At 44.1% G+C, this 15,866-nt stretch carries 18 protein-coding genes; 10 read left to right on the forward strand and 8 right to left on the reverse strand.

Going from position 1 to position 15,866, the window contains the following annotated elements; genetic code table 11:
• Positions 1-146: 146 nt before the first annotated feature.
• Positions 147-3,635, reverse strand: a complete 3,489-nt coding sequence (locus tag RIC07_RS07065) for a WD40 domain-containing protein (protein WP_446393910.1) — start codon at positions 3,633-3,635, stop codon at positions 147-149.
• A gap of 118 nt (positions 3,636-3,753) precedes the next feature.
• Here RIC07_RS07065 and RIC07_RS07070 point away from each other — a divergent pair, with 118 nt between their 5' ends.
• Positions 3,754-4,131, forward strand: a complete 378-nt coding sequence (locus RIC07_RS07070) for a hypothetical protein (protein WP_446393911.1) — start codon at positions 3,754-3,756, stop codon at positions 4,129-4,131.
• A gap of 98 nt (positions 4,132-4,229) precedes the next feature.
• Here the strand turns inward: RIC07_RS07070 and RIC07_RS07075 are convergent, their stop codons facing one another.
• Both RIC07_RS07075 and RIC07_RS07080 read right to left on the reverse strand, forming a co-directional pair.
• Positions 4,230-4,814 (reverse strand): hypothetical protein, encoded by a 585-nt coding sequence (locus RIC07_RS07075; RefSeq protein WP_446393912.1) that lies wholly within the window; start codon positions 4,812-4,814, stop codon positions 4,230-4,232.
• Positions 4,815-4,992: 178 nt separating this feature from the next.
• Complete coding sequence (locus RIC07_RS07080) at positions 4,993-5,124, reverse strand: hypothetical protein (RefSeq protein WP_446393913.1); 132 nt, start codon at positions 5,122-5,124, stop codon at positions 4,993-4,995.
• Positions 5,125-5,487: 363 nt separating this feature from the next.
• Between RIC07_RS07080 and RIC07_RS07085 the strand changes: the two genes are divergently transcribed.
• The 5 genes from RIC07_RS07085 to RIC07_RS07105 all read left to right on the forward strand — a co-directional run bounded on the left by RIC07_RS07085 (position 5,488) and on the right by RIC07_RS07105 (position 10,421).
• Entirely contained in the window at positions 5,488-6,048 is a 561-nt protein-coding gene (locus RIC07_RS07085) for a Uma2 family endonuclease (RefSeq protein ID WP_446393914.1), read from the forward strand.
• Positions 6,049-6,367: 319 nt separating this feature from the next.
• Positions 6,368-7,636, forward strand: a complete 1,269-nt coding sequence (locus tag RIC07_RS07090; RefSeq protein WP_446382925.1) for a GTP cyclohydrolase II — start codon at positions 6,368-6,370, stop codon at positions 7,634-7,636.
• Between the two features lie 458 nt (positions 7,637-8,094).
• Positions 8,095-9,405 (forward strand): URC4/urg3 family protein, encoded by a 1,311-nt coding sequence (locus RIC07_RS07095; RefSeq protein ID WP_446393915.1) that lies wholly within the window; start codon positions 8,095-8,097, stop codon positions 9,403-9,405.
• Between the two features lie 334 nt (positions 9,406-9,739).
• Positions 9,740-10,039 carry a type II toxin-antitoxin system HigB family toxin gene (locus tag RIC07_RS07100; RefSeq protein ID WP_446393916.1) on the forward strand — a complete coding sequence of 100 codons (300 nt, stop codon included), beginning with the start codon at positions 9,740-9,742 and terminating at the stop codon, positions 10,037-10,039.
• Positions 10,023-10,421: a helix-turn-helix domain-containing protein gene (locus RIC07_RS07105; RefSeq protein ID WP_446393917.1), complete on the forward strand. Its 399-nt coding sequence runs from the start codon at positions 10,023-10,025 to the stop codon at positions 10,419-10,421. Before RIC07_RS07100 ends, RIC07_RS07105 begins: the two co-directional genes overlap by 17 nt.
• On the opposite strand, the gene RIC07_RS07110 is transcribed toward RIC07_RS07105, so the two are convergent.
• Positions 10,414-10,653, reverse strand: coding sequence for a hypothetical protein (locus RIC07_RS07110; protein WP_446393918.1), 240 nt, complete (start codon positions 10,651-10,653; stop codon positions 10,414-10,416). The two genes, RIC07_RS07105 and RIC07_RS07110, sit on opposite strands and share 8 nt — an antisense overlap.
• Here RIC07_RS07110 and RIC07_RS07115 point away from each other — a divergent pair.
• Positions 10,653-11,351: a Uma2 family endonuclease gene (locus RIC07_RS07115; RefSeq protein ID WP_446393919.1), complete on the forward strand. Its 699-nt coding sequence runs from the start codon at positions 10,653-10,655 to the stop codon at positions 11,349-11,351. The genes RIC07_RS07110 and RIC07_RS07115 overlap by 1 nt on opposite strands.
• Here the strand turns inward: RIC07_RS07115 and RIC07_RS07120 are convergent.
• From RIC07_RS07120 to RIC07_RS07135, 4 genes are all read right to left on the reverse strand, one after another.
• Positions 11,328-12,332, reverse strand: a complete 1,005-nt coding sequence (locus RIC07_RS07120; RefSeq protein WP_446393920.1) for a hypothetical protein — start codon at positions 12,330-12,332, stop codon at positions 11,328-11,330. The two genes, RIC07_RS07115 and RIC07_RS07120, sit on opposite strands and share 24 nt — an antisense overlap.
• Positions 12,322-13,401: a DUF262 domain-containing protein gene (locus RIC07_RS07125; protein ID WP_446393921.1), complete on the reverse strand. Its 1,080-nt coding sequence runs from the start codon at positions 13,399-13,401 to the stop codon at positions 12,322-12,324. Before RIC07_RS07125 ends, RIC07_RS07120 begins: the two co-directional genes overlap by 11 nt.
• Positions 13,402-13,891: 490 nt before the next feature.
• Positions 13,892-14,242 (reverse strand): hypothetical protein, encoded by a 351-nt coding sequence (locus RIC07_RS07130; protein WP_446393922.1) that lies wholly within the window; start codon positions 14,240-14,242, stop codon positions 13,892-13,894.
• A 45-nt stretch (positions 14,243-14,287) separates the two neighbouring features.
• The gene (locus tag RIC07_RS07135) at positions 14,288-14,755 is read right to left on the reverse strand and encodes a hypothetical protein (protein WP_446393923.1); all 468 of its coding nucleotides are present in this window, start codon (positions 14,753-14,755) and stop codon (positions 14,288-14,290) included.
• 193 nt (positions 14,756-14,948) lie between these two features.
• Here RIC07_RS07135 and RIC07_RS07140 point away from each other — a divergent pair, with 193 nt between their 5' ends.
• The 3 genes from RIC07_RS07140 to RIC07_RS07150 are packed head-to-tail and all read left to right on the forward strand — an operon-like array spanning position 14,949 to position 15,714.
• On the forward strand, positions 14,949-15,344 hold the full coding sequence (locus RIC07_RS07140; RefSeq protein ID WP_157452972.1) for a hypothetical protein: 396 nt from the start codon (positions 14,949-14,951) through the stop codon (positions 15,342-15,344).
• Positions 15,341-15,556 (forward strand): hypothetical protein, encoded by a 216-nt coding sequence (locus RIC07_RS07145; protein WP_446393924.1) that lies wholly within the window; start codon positions 15,341-15,343, stop codon positions 15,554-15,556. The genes RIC07_RS07140 and RIC07_RS07145 overlap by 4 nt, the downstream gene beginning before the upstream one ends.
• A gap of 2 nt (positions 15,557-15,558) precedes the next feature.
• Positions 15,559-15,714 carry a hypothetical protein gene (locus tag RIC07_RS07150; protein WP_446393925.1) on the forward strand — a complete coding sequence of 52 codons (156 nt, stop codon included), beginning with the start codon at positions 15,559-15,561 and terminating at the stop codon, positions 15,712-15,714.
• The last annotated feature ends 152 nt before the right edge of the window (positions 15,715-15,866 follow it).

Raw genomic sequence — 15,866 nt, forward strand, 5'->3', positions numbered from 1 at the left:
AGTGCAAGGAAATGGGGTAGCATCCCTCATAAGTATGACATCACCTTGCTCAGGGAAAATGTACCCTTGCTCCCCCAGCTCCCCCAGCTTCCCCAGCTTCCCCAGCTCCCCCTCACCACAAGGCTTATTCAGCAGACCCTAATTCCCTATTCCCTAAAATCACAAACTTGGAGTTCCTCTCGTGCTTCGGGATGAGTAACTAAGTAATCTTGCAACCAGATACACCCTCTGGAGAGTAATTCCCCTAACCCTTCAACGTGCCAAATCCGGGCGGTGCCATCCGATGAAGCCGTGGCAATTTGGGTTCCATCTGGACTAAAAGCAACACTAACCACAGCGCCTTGATGTCCTTTAATTTCTTGTACTAGATTTCCCTGTAAATCCCATAAACGGGCGATACCCTCAAATGAGGCGGTGGCAATCCGGGTTCCATCTGGACTAAAGGCAATATGGGTTATGCCACTGGGATGCTGGTTGAGTTCTTTGACTAGGTTTCCGTCAGTATCCCAGAGACGAACTATGCCATCAATGGAAGCCGTAGCGATATAGTCTCCATTGGCACTAAAGGCGACACTTTTAACCCATCCCTGATGTCCTTTCAATTCCTGTCGCAGATTACCTTGCAAGTCCCAAAGGCGAACCGTGCGATCCGATGAAGCGGTGGCAATCTGCGTTCCATCGGGACTAAAGGCGAGGCTTCTTACCCACCCTTGATGTCCGATCAAGTCTTGCAGTAGATTCCCTTGAATATCCCATAAGCGGGCAATACCATCGGAGGAAGCCGTGGCAATCAGTTGTCCATCGGGGCTAAATGCCACTTGTGCCACGCCGCCGGAATGGTTGGGTAAGCGTCTTTGTAATTTACCCTGGATGTCCCATAAGTGAACAGTGCCATCAGATGAGGCAGTAGCAATCATTTGCTGATCCGGACGAAAGGTGATGTATGTGACACTCCCTTGATGTCCCTTGAATTCCAGGATGGATTTCCCTTGCCGATTCCAGAGGCGAGCTGTACCATCAGATGAAGCTGTCCCCAACAACTGCCCATCGGGGCTAAAGGTGACATGAGTAACGCCATCTTGATGTCCTTGCAACGGCTGATTGTGCGATCGCGTCCACAGGTGGGCAATGGCGTCAGATGTCGCCGTGACAATGATTTGACCATCGGGACTCATGGCGAGATCTGTCACAATACCTTGATGTCCTTTTAAGTTTTGTACCACATTTCCTTGCCAATCCCACAGGCGAGCCGTACCATCCATAGAAGCTGTTCCCAAAAACTGCCCATCAGAGTTAAACATCACCTGCGTCACTCGTCCTTGATGTCCTTTGAATTCCTGCAACAGATTGCCCTGAATATCCCATAAACGCGCCGTGTGATCCGATGACGCCGTAGCAATAAACTTGCCATCGGGACTAAAGGCAACGCTTCTCACCCATCCCTGATGTCCTTTAAACTCCTGCAACAAATTGCCCTGAATATCCCACAGACGTGCCGTGTGATCCGATGACGCTGTGGCAATCAACTGTCCATTGGGACTAAAAGCAACACGGGTTACTCCATCTTCATGCCCGGTAAATTCTTGCAACAAATTACCCTGAATATCCCACAAACGCGCCGTGTGATCCGATGACGCCGTGGCAATTAACTCTCCATCGGGACTAAAGGCAATGCTTCTCACCCAACCCTGCTGTTTTGGCAATTCTTGCATTCCATTTTCTTGCCGATGCCACAAGCGAACTGTACCCTCAATTGAGGCGCTGGCAATCCGTTGTCCATCTTGACTAATGGCAATACTGGTGACTCTGGCTTGATGTCCCGGCAATTGTTTGATGATTTTTCCTTGTCGGTTCCACATAAGAATTATGCCATCCAGGGAAGCCGTGACAATGGTTTGCCCATCGCGGCTAAAGACGAGGCTTTCTACACTGGCTTGATGATGCAGTTGATTCCGTTCCTGAATATTGTTCAGAATTTCCTGCAACGCTAAAACTGGACGAGTTGTGGGATAGTTGGCTAAGGGACGCTCACCAAATGACGTTGCCAAGGTATGCCCCGCTTTCATGGCTTGCAATAATGCCTCAAGTTGCCCCAACTCAAACGTAAGCAAAGCGCTATCCCCTGCTTTTTTTATTTGCTCCTCCAGCGATTCAGTATAAGCCTGTTTCAGTTGTTGGCGGACGTAAAAACCAGTCCCTGTGGCAACCGCCAGAACCAAAGCCCAAGTCACGGCAAATTTAAGCCGATTTTGGCATTTTTCCCGCCGCGCTTGCTCCTGTGCCTGTTTAATTTTCTCTTGAGCAATTTGCATCTCTAATATGACTAATTTGCGCTCTTTCTTTTCAGCATCTAAAGCGCGTTCAACTTCCCATTTTTCCCATTGCTCACTTTTGGCTAAAAATTGATAATCCTGATCACTTAAGCATTGATTAGCCGCCCATTGTCTTGCCTCCTGTAACGCCTGACCCCGCAACAGTCGGGAATTATCCTGACCCTTGGATGCAAACCAGGCAGTTATGGCTTCTGAATAGGGTCGCAAGTTGGCGAGTTTTTCATTAACCCATTCCAGGTTAAATACAGTCTGATAAATGCGATTATAAACCCTTAAGGTTTGCCGCTGTTTAACGACTAACCCACTTAGGCGCAATTCCATCTGTTCTGGATGATCATTTACCGCCACTTGTCCCTGTTGCAAAAGTTGCTGATACAGCCCCAGCAAACGCTCTGCTCGTTGTTCATTACTCAGCAGGCGATCGCGAATCGTTCGTAAATGCTCCGGTTCATCCTGAGATTGCCAGTTTTCCAGAATATAAGTGTGAACAATTTGGGCAATATCGGGGGTACGGCTTTGAGTATGCTTACCAATCAGATAGCATAATTTTTGGGTGAGAAAGGGTTGTCCGCCTGTCCAGTTCAATACCTCTTTTAACACCGTTTCCGGATCATCAACCTTATCGGCAAACCCAGGAATTAACGAAGCTTTAGCATCCTCAAATTGAAAACCACCAAGCTGAATTGAACGCCCGATATTAAAGGGGGTGCGTTTTTTATCATCAATTAAATTAGACGGCGTAGCAACTCCCAATAAACAAAACGTGAGGCGATTATAATCTGGATTATCGGCTCGTTGGTTATAACAGGCACGAATGAAGGCAAAAAAGTCGTCTTTAAAATCGAGTTTAATAATACTATCTATTTCATCCAGAAAAACAACTAGATTTTGATCAAACTGAGTCAGCAACACATCCTCGATAAACCAATTCAATCGTTGTAACGGTGATAATATTTCATGTTGCTTCCACCAGCCAATATCATCAAACCTAGTCGATAGACCAAAATTCCTCACCAACTCAGAAACAATACCCAGATACCATGCCTCTGGCGTCGTTTGACTTCCCAGCCGCGTCATATCAATCGACGCACATTTTATGCCTTCACTTTTAAGAATTTTCATCATCCGAACTCGCAAACTCGACTTGCCCATCTGCCGCGAGTTCAACACGTAGCAATATTCCCCCTGTTTCAAGCCATCATAGAGTTCATCATCAGCTTGGCGTTTCACATAAGTGGGGTGTTGATACTTTAAGCTGCCGCCGATTTTGTAATAATTTTCTGTTCTGGTTAATACACTCATAGTCTAAATTATGCTCTTTTTTTATTCTTGTGTAGGGGCGGGTTTCACAACTATCGTTTCTTCCTCCACCTAGATGTAACAAAACCCGCCCTGACTAACAGGTGTTACGATTCTTGCCGTGCTGCAACTGATTTCTGGTCTGCTGGGTACTTTATTCAGTGCTATTGCTCTCTTTTTCGGCGGGTTAATAGCGGCTGGAGGTGCTGTATCCGGTGATGCTCAGACAGCGGGCGCTGGCGGGGCACTGATCATCATTACGATTATTTCTTTAGTCTTGAGTATCCTGGCGTTGATTGTCAGTTTTGGACTGTTTACTCTCAAAGGCTGGGCTTGGACTTTAACCTATGTCCTTCAAGCCATTAGCATTGTTGTTAATGTCGTGAATATATTTATGGGAGAAAATGTCGGGGGTGCTATTTTTAGCATTGTTATTTCGGCGGTGATTATCTACTATTTGAATCGCCCGAATGTCAAGTCAGCTTTTGATCAAGCGTAAGATGCTTCTAAATGTAGACGTAGGGTGGGCAAGAGTGATAAAGCGGGGAAACGCTGATGCTATCGTATTTTATCTTGCCCACCTTCTTTTTCGGTTAACTACCACTGATAATCGCCAACAGGCATAAATGAATTAGAAATCTGGGAAACGATCGCATCAAATTCAGGTTGTAGGGAGCGATCATAGTTTAGCCTTAATTCAAGAATATCATTGTTGTACAGAAAGGTTTTCGTGTAAAAAACATTCCCATCTTGATACCCAGAAATGACGAACCAATTATCCTGCTGGGTTTTATAAGTCACCCGACCCGCTTCTTGATACGCTTGTAATTGATTTTGATACACTTCATTTAAACTTCGCTGGGGAACATTGTGAGAACCACTGACTGTCATATTAATGCTGCCTTGGGGCGAAACAAAGGAACGACCATCATTATTTTGGGGTGGTGGTTGTTGATTGAGAAGATCTTCCGGATACCTAACCACATATTCAAAGCGGTTGTTGTAATAGGTGTCATAATTAACGTTTTCTTCGGCAGGGATATTAATCGCATATTCAATGGGATAAGACTGAGGCAAAAGTTGAGTCGATAAATTGTCGCGATCGCGTGTTGTGGCTTGACTTAAGGGAGATAGTCCTACTGTGAGTAACATTACGCCCAATGCTGTGGTTAAAATTTTCATCTCCTGCTCCAATAATTTTCATCATTTTTATCCTACAATCACTAAAAAATGATTGTTTCTATCTGTAGCTATAGATTTGTACATGGGATTAGTTCAAAAGATTACTGAATTACATTTTCAAGTGCCGAATGGGGGGTCTAACGCGATCGCTGCTTGATGCGAATGACCAGCCAAATCACTATGGCGGCGAAAACCCCTTGATCAGAATTTGATAATCGCGATCGCTAACACCGCTCAAGTCATTATCCACCAGGGAACTGAGCAGCCAGACACGGAGATCACATCCTACTGAAGATAAGCTGTCATGCATTTAAATTGGGTATTAGTAGCGAGCAAGATGCTCGCACTACAAGGATGCTCGCCATCTGGCATTCCCTGACGAACGGCTCCAAAAAATCTCTCTGGCGGATCAAATACAATTGGCGTAGTCGAGGGATCATTTGAGGAAGCCTTTACCCTGTGTGAAGATGATCAGGAACGGCAGCAGTTTTTTGAATGCCTAATGAGTGCTGTAGGGGCTGGTTTAGCCGATAACGTTTCCCACCAACAGACAACCTCTCAACAAAACCCACCCTCTTCCCAGAAATTGTGATTCCCCTGCACTCGCTAAGATATTGAAGTGATTAAACCGTCGATAACATTAACAACCTCATTGTCTTGAAGACGTTCAACCATGATTCAAGCCAAAAATAAATTAACACTGCCAGAATTTATGGCACTGCCAGAAACGGGTATTGCCCATGAACTCATTGACGGTCAAGCTGTCCCCAAAATGTCTCCTAAACTTTTCCATTCCCTGATACAATTCGCTCTAGTTAACTTACTCAAAGAATGGCATCAAGATAGAGGCATTGCCTGTCAAGAATGGGCAGTTATTCTCAAGCGCCAGGGTAAAGATTGGGTTCCTATCCCCGATGTACTCTATATTTCTTTTGAACGCTTAGGTGAAGATTGGTTGCAAGATCAAGCCTGTCCTACTGCACCCGAACTGGCAGTGGAAATCATCTCACCCGGACAATCGTTTGGGAATTTAGCCGAAAAAGCAGTCGATTACCTGCAAGCAGGAGTATTAAGAGTATGGATTGTTGATATTCACGCTAGGACAATTACGGTATTTTATCCCGATGCCCCACCTCAGACGAAACGAGGAGATGCAACATTAACGGATACCCTTTTAGAAGGACTGCAACTGACTCCTCAACAGGTTTTCCAACAAGCAGGACTCCCTGAATAACCCGCCATTTTTATTACCCTGCGGGTAATTTTACGGGCTGTGGGCTTTGTCTTCACTATTGCCCATTCCCTATTCCCTATTCCCCGGCGCGTAGCGCTATATCACTATATCAGTGACTCGGAACCCTATGCCCCAGTCACTGTGTTCCTCGTACCATAGCCTCTGAGTCATTCCGGTGTATTTTAAGAAAAAATAACAGGGTGTTGACACTTAGCTCTATCAGGTTCACGCAGAACCCATTCTACTTGCTATGATCAGAGCTTGCTTCAATTAAACGACTCATACGTCAATTTGAGGTGCATTCTACATAGGAGCCATTATGCAACTATCACAACCGTTGTCGAAGTCGAAACCAAAACATATTGTTTTGACCTCTCATCCAGGGCGTTCCGGGAAACAACCCCCTCGCCTGCATTGGGGAGAAATTGATCCCCTCAAGCGAGGACCGATTATTGGTACGGTGACAAACCTTGCTCATCGTAACGTGATTGGCACTCACTCTGGTTCCTATTCCGTCTATCGGGCATTAGCCGTTGCCAGTGGAGCGCTTCATCCCAATCACCGAGCGGATTTGACCAATACGGCTCCAGTGGTGGAGATTGGTTCCCATCCCAGTTGGGCTGACCCTAATCGCATTGTGTCTCTTGACCCCTTTGGGGGAATGGTGGGGGATGTTTACGCCGATCTCTATGAGCAAGGATACGACATTCGACCCACGATCGCAGTCACCCAAGCCCATGTCAATTTGCCGGAAATCCAAGAGGCGATCCAGAAAAATCGCTTATCAGTTGACGGTAAAATTGTCAAGCCAAACGGCAGTCTAGTGGTCACCAAAGTCGCCATTGACCCCGTGTGGTATCTTCCAGGAATTGCCCACCGACTCAACGTCGAGGAAGGAGAATTACGCCGCGCCCTCTTCCAGCAAACCGGAGGAATGTTCCCTGAACTGGTAACTCGCCCCGATTTACAGGTTTTCTTACCTCCCATTGGTGGGATTACCGCCTACTTAATCGGCGATGTGGACGCGATTACTGATCCCAATCGCCAACTTGCCGTGCGCGTTCATGACGAATGCAACGGTTCCGATGTCTTTGGTTCCGATATCTGCACTTGTCGTCCTTATTTAGTACATGGTTTGGAAGTTTGTGTGCAAACCGCGCAAGCCGGAGGTGCAGGGGTTTTGGTTTACTTCCGCAAAGAAGGGCGGGCATTAGGTGAAGTCACTAAATTCCTGGTTTATAATGCCCGTAAGCGACAAGAAGGCGGCGATAGCGCGGATGCCTATTTCAACCGCACCGAATGTGTGGCGGGTGCCCCCGATATGCGGTTCCAAGAACTAATGCCCGATGTACTACACTGGTTGGGAATTACTCGCATTGACAGTTTTGTCTCCATGAGCGACATGAAATACAATGCGATCACCAGTTCGGGTATTGAGATTGTCAAACGCATCCCGATTCCCGACGATTTAATTCCCGAAGATGCCATGGTCGAAATTGCTGCCAAACAAGCGGCTGGTTATTACACGGAAACAACCGCACCCGATGCAGTAAAATTAGCGGCGATTAAAGGGCGTAGTCTCCTGTGATAATTTTTGGTTCGTTATTGGAACTTGGGAAGTTCAGCAAAACCAATGACGAATGAAATGCCAAAAACAAAAGATGATTGCAGATTTGATTTCAGGCAACTTCTTTGTTATTCTTGATCTAGTGACTTAGCTTCCTCATAGTCAGCAGTGTTTCCTTCAATTCAGAACAGTAAGTGTGTCTAATCACAAGTAGAGTGTGTACTCCCGCGCTGGCGTCTGTAGTAACCTATACCGACAGACAGTTATTCAGGGGTACACACTATAAAATAAAATTATGAATTATGAAAAAGTTTCGAGTTTTGTGTAGGGGCGAGTTTCACTACTATTATTTATGACCTCACAATAAATATAACGGCTACCAACCCAAGCCCCGACGTAGAGACGTAGCATGCTACGTCTCTACATTCCCGTATTCCCTGTTCCCTGTTCCCCGTTCCCCGTTCCCTGTTCCCTGAAAAATGACAAATGACCAACAAACCATTGCATATCTAAGAACACCACAAGCGATTCGAGAACGGTGCGATCGCGTCTTGGATCTGGCTGAAGCAAACCAGTTGCATTACTTCGGCGGCGATTTAACCCAGCTAGAGAACGTGGCACGTTATGTAATTCAAGTCATGCAGGATGACTATCCTGATTTTAATATCCCATTCCACAGTCGCTGGCGGCATTTTGAAGTCGGAAATGTGCCACGCCTTGCTGAATTATCACAAAAATTAGCCGGACTCACTCCCCTACAAAAAGCCCAAACTAAATTTGATTTAGCTATTGTTAGTGTTTTATTAGATGCGGGTGCGGGTGCTGATTGGCAGTATGTTGAAGCCGAAACGGGACAAGTGTTTCGCCGTTCTGAAGGGTTAGCCGTTGCCAGTTTCCGCCTGTTCTGCCAGGGTATGTTTTCGAGTAATCCAGAATACCCCTTACAAGCCGATACAAAAGGATTACAAAACTTAACGGTTGAGCAGTTAGCCGCAGGATTTCAGGTGAGTTCAACGAATCCCCTTTTAGGTTTAGAGGGTAGGGTAAAACTTTTACAGCGCTTGGGAGAATCCCTACAGACTCATCCGAAATTGTTTGGTGATCAAAATCCCCGTCCGGGTAATTTGGTCAAGTATTTGTTGAGTCTTTCAAGCCGTGAGGGAGAAGCGATAGAAGGGAATTTGATAGATAAGGTTATGGAAACAACCGATAACTTATCTAAACCCAACGTTATCGGCAAGCTACCCGCGAAAGTCGTACTATCGGCTGTGTTAGAGGGGTTAGGTGATATTTGGTCAGGACGACTTGCGATCGCGGGAGTGAATTTAGGCGATGTCTGGCGTCATTCTGCCCTGTCTGGGGAAAAGCCGAGTGATCACTATATCCCGTTTCACAAACTTTCCCAGTGGTTAACCTACTCCCTATTAGAACCTTTACAAGAATTAGGTTTAGAAATTACTGGATTAGACGAACTCACCGGATTAGCCGAGTATCGCAATGGCGGTTTATGCCTTGATTTAGGACTGATTGTGGTTAAAGATCCGGCTATTTTGCAGCAGCGCCACTTACCGGGTTCTGAAGTAATTGTCGAATGGCGGGCGCTGACGGTAAGTCTGTTGGATAGAATTGCCGAAGCTATCCGAAAACAGCTAAACTTAACAGCAACCCAATTACCATTAGTTAAGGTTTTACAAGGTGGGACTTGGACAGCCGGACGAAAGATTGCAGCACAATTAAGAGAAGGAGGAGTTCCGCCGATTCAGATTGAGAGTGATGGTACAGTTTTTTGAATGAAATCATCAGTCGGTGCGATCGCCTATCACTGTAGGTTGGGTTGACGTAGGAAACCCAACATCCACTCTCCTCCAACATCAACACCAGATAAGCGCGATCGCGCTTATTTCGTAGTGGCGCAGAGCTATCCAATCTTGACAAAACCCTCTCAAAATGAGAGAATTAGCAGAAAGGAGCATGTTATAGAAAGCAAATAATGTTCACACTAACCCGCTGAGTTGGGTTCCGTACCTCAAACTCAACCTAAAAAGTGACATGTCTCGCATGAACCGAATGATACTAAATACGATCTCTTCCTGCCTATGACACTAGAAACTAAAGTAAAGATACATGCACCTAATTGCAATTAGTAACCTCCGTGCTGATGCTGCCCAGTACCCCGATGTCAAAAACCAAATTGACGCATGGTACGCAACAATCAAGAAGGCACAATGGAAAAACTTGGAGGACGTTCGGAAAATTTACCGAGACGCTGAAGCTGTTGGGAACTTTACCGTCTTTAATCTCAAAGGCAATGACTATCGTCTGATTGTTGGTATCGACTACGAAACTCAAACAATTTACTACAAATATTTTTTAACTCATGCCGAATATGACAAGGGCAAGTGGAAAAATGATCCTTACTTTTGACCAAGACGCTTATCGCTATCTACTCGCACAAGTCGCGCCCAAAGTGATTGAGACAGAACAGGAGTATGATCGCGCTCTAGCAGAGGCAGAACGGCTAACCTTTGCCAAAAACCGAACTCCAGAGGAGAAAGCGTTATACAAGTTGCTCGTAACGCTGATTGAAACCTATGAGGAACAGAACTATCCGATGGATCAAGCTGCACCTCATGAAATTCTCCAACACATCATGGAATCCAGTGGTACTCGTCAAGCTGACTTGGTAGGTGTTATTGGATCGAGTGGTGTAGTGTCTGAGGTGGTAAATGGCAAGCGATTCATTAGTAAAGCACAAGCTAAGGCACTTGGCGATTACTTCCAGGTTTCGCCAGCGCTGTTTATCTAACGATTGCAGGATAATGCGATCGCCTATCACGGTAGGTTGGGTTGACGTAGGAAACCCAACATCCACTCCCATCCAACATCAATGCCAAATAAGCGCGATCGCACTTATTTCGTCGTAGCGCTGTCTTCGCCATCAGCCATGCGATCGGGCTTAGTCGAGTTGTGGGAATATCGGATGATAGCAGATAGGATCTAGGGATAGAGACATCAACACTAGCGACAACAGCAATCAATGGTTCAAACTCCCTTCCAGCAAGAGTCTTTACCTCCAGCGCTTGAAAGTGGCGATCGCTTGAATCGCTATGAATTTGAGCGTCGTTATAATGCGATGCATTCTCTCAAGAAAGCCGAACTAATTGAAGGAGTTGTTTACTTGCCTGCTGCTTTACGGTTTCACCGTCACGCTGAACCCCATGGGAATCTCGTAGGTTGGCTATGGACTTACAAGATTTCTACGCCTGGAGTTGAGTTAGGAGATAACCCAACTGTTCGTTTAGATTTAGACAACGAACCCCAACCCGATGCTGTACTGTTAATTGATGAAAATGCAGGTGGACAGACGAGACTCAGCGAAGATGATTATATTGAAGGTGCGCCGGAATTAGTAGCAGAAATTGCAGCAAGTAGTGTGGCGATAGACTTGCATGACAAGAAACGAGCGTATCGTCGCAATGGGGTGCAAGAATATATTGTTTGGCAAGTGTGTGAACGGAGACTCGATTGGTTTTACTTGCAGCAGGGTGAGTATGTATCGTTACCCGTGGATGAAGGGAATGTGATCCGGAGTCGAGTGTTTCCCGGATTGTGGCTAGCTACAGGTGATTTGTTGGCAGGGAATATGGCGAGGGTGTTGTCAGTTTTGCAAGAAGGTTTAGCTTCGGAGGAATATGCAAGGTTTGTAGAGAAGTTAGCTATGATATTGGAAAGTTGAATTAGCATTTTTTTCAAAACATTTTGGATAAAGCGTAATTAATTCATCGGTTACGTGAAAGTAATACTTTGGCAAGGGGAATTTAATAACTTGATTTTCTACTAAAATTGCTATGAAATATTGCAACAAAGATAGACTCAGAGGAATTTGCTTGCTTGGTGTTGAATTAATTTTTTGTTTAATACATGTAATAACGTCTTGCATATTCTTCTCTTTCTCAGCACTAGAAAGAATACGATATACGTTATCGCAAAAACGGGTCATGTCTTTTGGCTTCAGTTCTTGGGGAATTTTACCTTGATCAAAAAGCTCTTGGGTCGCGATAGCTAGTTGGCGCTTTCTTTTAATTTCAGGATAGTCATTATCTTCTATACTAGGATAGGCTTGTTCAAATGCCAAAATCAGTGTATCTAATTGTTCAACTGTAGCTTTAATTTGGGCGGCTAAACGAAGTCGTTTCCAATCAATTGTAGAGCTTTTATAAACCAATTCATGAGTTGAAACTGTCCAGGCATGTTCAAAAGCACTTTTGATTTGAATCTCAAATATAATATCAAAAATGTTTAATTGTTTATTTGCAATTGCATCTTCTGGTCTTTTTAAATGAGCATATATTCTAGTTGTATCGAACCGAAAAGTATCGGGAGATTTTTTGTTTTGTCCTCTTTTAATGATTTTGACCACTTCAAAAGTATTTTGGCAAAATTGGATCACGTTTTTTTCTTTGTATAAGGTTGGTATAATAACTGTACATCCAAATAAATCATCTAAATCAGACCATTTTTCAAACCTACCTGTTTCAATCTTTTCTGCCAAAGATTCAATGGTTTTAATTCGATAAGTTGAGGCATATCCATTTTTTTCACAAAAATTAATTATAGTGTCCTTAACTCGACTTGCCACTTGCTCTACAAAAGGAAGGTATTCTAGATAGCGACGTTCTAAAATTGAAGGATAAATCATTAATAAATTAAAATTCAATAATATTTCCTTGTATTAAAGATTTTAAAATATCAGTTCTAACTTTAGTTTTTTCAACGCTAGAGTAAAGTGGTGAACTTGTAATAGCATCATGATAATCTTGCGCTTCTTGAATACGAGTTCTTTCTTCTGGAGAACTAACGATTTTTAGAAAATCATTTATCTTGCTAGATACTTCAGGCAACCTGTTTGAAAAATCATAATTATCACGATTTAATTCTGAAATAGCTGCAAAAAGCGAATAAAAATCAGTTTGATTTTTTAGCCTAGTTTTCCGTAAATCTATATGATCAGGGGATTTTTCTATAAGCTTTTTTATCAATTGAATGACGTGTTTGAATTCATTTTCTATCTCGTCTTGATCGTCCCAATTAAATTCTCTATCACTAAAAGATTTATCCAAGTCTTCTTGACGATAAGATTTGACTCCTTCCTCTAAAAAAAGTAAAAGTTGAGCAACTAATTCTACATCCTTCATTTGCTTTCTTGATTTTGTATTAATTGAAGGAAAGTTGGGTAATTTGGAGTTGGGTGAAAGAACACTACTCATCCATTGAGTTAGATCTTCCACTGCATTAATAAATACTCCATTAAACTTTGCATGGCGAAGCTCTTGAGGGGTTAATTTACTAACATTTCGGTTAATCCGGTCAAATATATTATTAATAATAGCTTCATCTGAAGATGGAACGTATTCAACTGCAAACTGATATTTCCAAAAATTTTGTTTAACCTCAGTATCTAAATCCTTAAAATATTTACCTCTAAGGTTTGTAATAGTTGCTGTTTCGCTGACAGGAAATTGGTTTTGAGCAAATTCAAACAAAGTAGATAGCCTTTGTTTTCCATCAACCACACTGTATTTAGAAATGCCTTCAGCCGTAATGTCTTGATACAAAAAAATTGCCGGTGCAGGATAATTATTGAGAACAGTATCTATGAAAAAATCCTTGTAATCTTGATTCCAAACACTGCGTCTTTGATAGGGTGGATCGAGATCGAGCAGCTTCCTTGTGTAAAGATCCCAAAACCAAGAAACTGTTTGAAAATTAATTGCTCTATTCATCATAACTTTATCGATTGTAGTATAGGTTTAACGATAAAAATCTCTATTTAAGATTTTGGGTTTGAGCCGTTCGTGATTTATTTATAATTATTCTAGCGGTACTAAGTGCGATCGCCCATCGCTGTAGGTTGGGTTGACGCGCCGAAAGCCAACATCAACGCCAAATTGAGCGATCGCTGTTCACTCAAGTCTAAGGCGATCGCACTACCAATTCAAGCCTGACGAAGGGCAAATAGAAAAATGGCGATTACTTCCAGGTTTCGCCAGCGCTGTTTATCTAACGATTGCAGGATAATGTGATCGCCTATCACTGTCGGTTGGGTTGACGCGCCGAAACCCAACATCCACTCCCATCCAACATCAATGCAAAATAAGCGCGATCGCTCTTAACCTAGTCCGCGCAGGCGGACTACCCTTCGGGAAGGCTTCGCATACATTTGTTTAGCTGCGATTTCAATCGCCTCCTCTTGCATGGGGTGATTTCGCTACAAACCTACTCGATGAGCAGACATTTTTCCCAGATTGTCTTGAGGAAAGGCAAGATGGAATCAGCGTATTGTTTGCGGTGCTTGTTCTGATCATATTTAATCGCATTCCATAAACTGTGTAATTGTTGATGCGTCGAACATTTTTGTAGGTGACAGGCAATGGCATTTTTCCATTGTTCCATCTGGCGATAGCTGATGAATTGTCCTCCTTTGTCGAGACGATGGACAAAGATTACGTAAAGCCATGATTCGACTTTTACGATTAGGGAAGCCGGAATATTTAAGAATCTGGCAACTTGATGCTTAGTGATGCGGAAGTTTTGGGCAGGTTTGATGCGGCGAAATAAGGCAGTCATGAGCGCTTTATTCCTGGTTTAATCGTTTGTTTAATTAGTTGTGCCTTAAAGCTGTTCGTTGGGAACATCGAAAAAAACTTCAAATTCAGCATCCGGTATAAAACGCTTGAGAAAGCGTCGGTAATCTTCTGCATCTTGACGGTTGAAAAATCTCGCCACTGTATGCCGTCTGGCATCAGGTAGGAGTCGGATAATTGCCCAAGGGCGGGAGTTATTTTCCAGTTGTGAAGTGGGTTTGGGCAGAGTTTTCCTGGCTTCCCCTCTGATAGTGCTTAAGGTGCGTTCAATGAGTTGCCAAAGCTGTTCCCATTGTGGGCTGGTATCGTTGGGCATCAAATTCCATTCGTTGATGGGTGCTGGTAGCCATCTGAGAATGTAATCGTTTTGACCCGTTTTAGAAAGTTTCCAGGATAGGCGTCGAGTCTGTTTGCGGCAGACATAACCTTGTTGGCGCAAGATAGCACAGATGCTCTCGCCTTCGGATTGAAGGCGTAGCCAGTCGGAGTGTTTCATCGTCGAAAGCTGGATAAGGTTGTCACGGAAGAGCGATCCGCAGTGTGCGCCTTGTGAAATCGCAGCGCTCTGTTACGCGATCGCCTGAACTTGTTTGACCGACGTATGTAAAAATCGGCATTTCTATTTTATGTATGTAATAATCAAAAGTCAATATCTTATTTGTATATATGAGATAATGCACAGACAGGTTATGGCACATTCAAAAAAGTATGACGAGCAAGCGCGGCAGACCCAAGTCAGCCAGAGAAAACGCAAAAAACGTATCGCTGATGATTACGCCGAAAGGGTGGAAGCTTCTGCAATCTCAAGCGCAGCAACTGGGAATAACCAGGTCAGAACTGGTGGAGCGATTTGCCAGAGGGGAAATTCAGGAGAACCTTTCGCAACTAGCCGAAGAACGATTTCTGGGGGAATCCTTCGCCAACTGATAGAGGAGAACGCGATTCAGTTGGCTCATTATCGCTCAGAAGTGGAACGGCTGGAAAAAAGGCAGCGCCAGCTTGAAGAACTGTTTGACCAGTTAAGGGTAAAGACGGGCGAAAACCTTGATGAAGAGGACAAGGTTAGCGACGAGGAAGGAGAATGACAAACAAACGTGGTAGACCGAAATCAGACCGGAAGACGATCAGCGTGGGGATACGGCTCGAACCCCAGGATTGGGAAAACCTCAATCACCTAGCAGCCAGTCTGGGAATGACCCGCACGGAACTGATCACCCAAATATCCAGAGTCCAAAATCCACAAGACTTACAAGAATTTCAAAAGGCGAAATATCTGGGGGAATCCTCAGCCAATTAATCTTGGAAACCCAAGAGGAATTGGCATATCTGGAACAAAAGTTACCTCGATTGAGGGCGCGGCTTAGCTGTCTTCAACAGCTATACCGGGATTTGCAGCAAAAAACTCCTGAAGACTTCGACGAGGAAGACAAGGTTGGCGATGAGGAAGGACAATGACAAACAAACGCGGTAGACCCAAATCAGACCGGAACACCAAGACAGTGACCTTGAGGCTCGAACCGAGGGACTGGGAATTATTTCGTCAGAAAGCCAAAGCTCTGGGAATGTCGAGATCTCAGTTAGTGCAGAGACTAGCCAGAGGAGAAATA

The sequence above is a fragment of the Coleofasciculus sp. E1-EBD-02 genome (genome assembly GCF_040218245.1).
In the GTDB taxonomy this organism is placed as follows: domain Bacteria; phylum Cyanobacteriota; class Cyanobacteriia; order Cyanobacteriales; family Coleofasciculaceae; genus Coleofasciculus.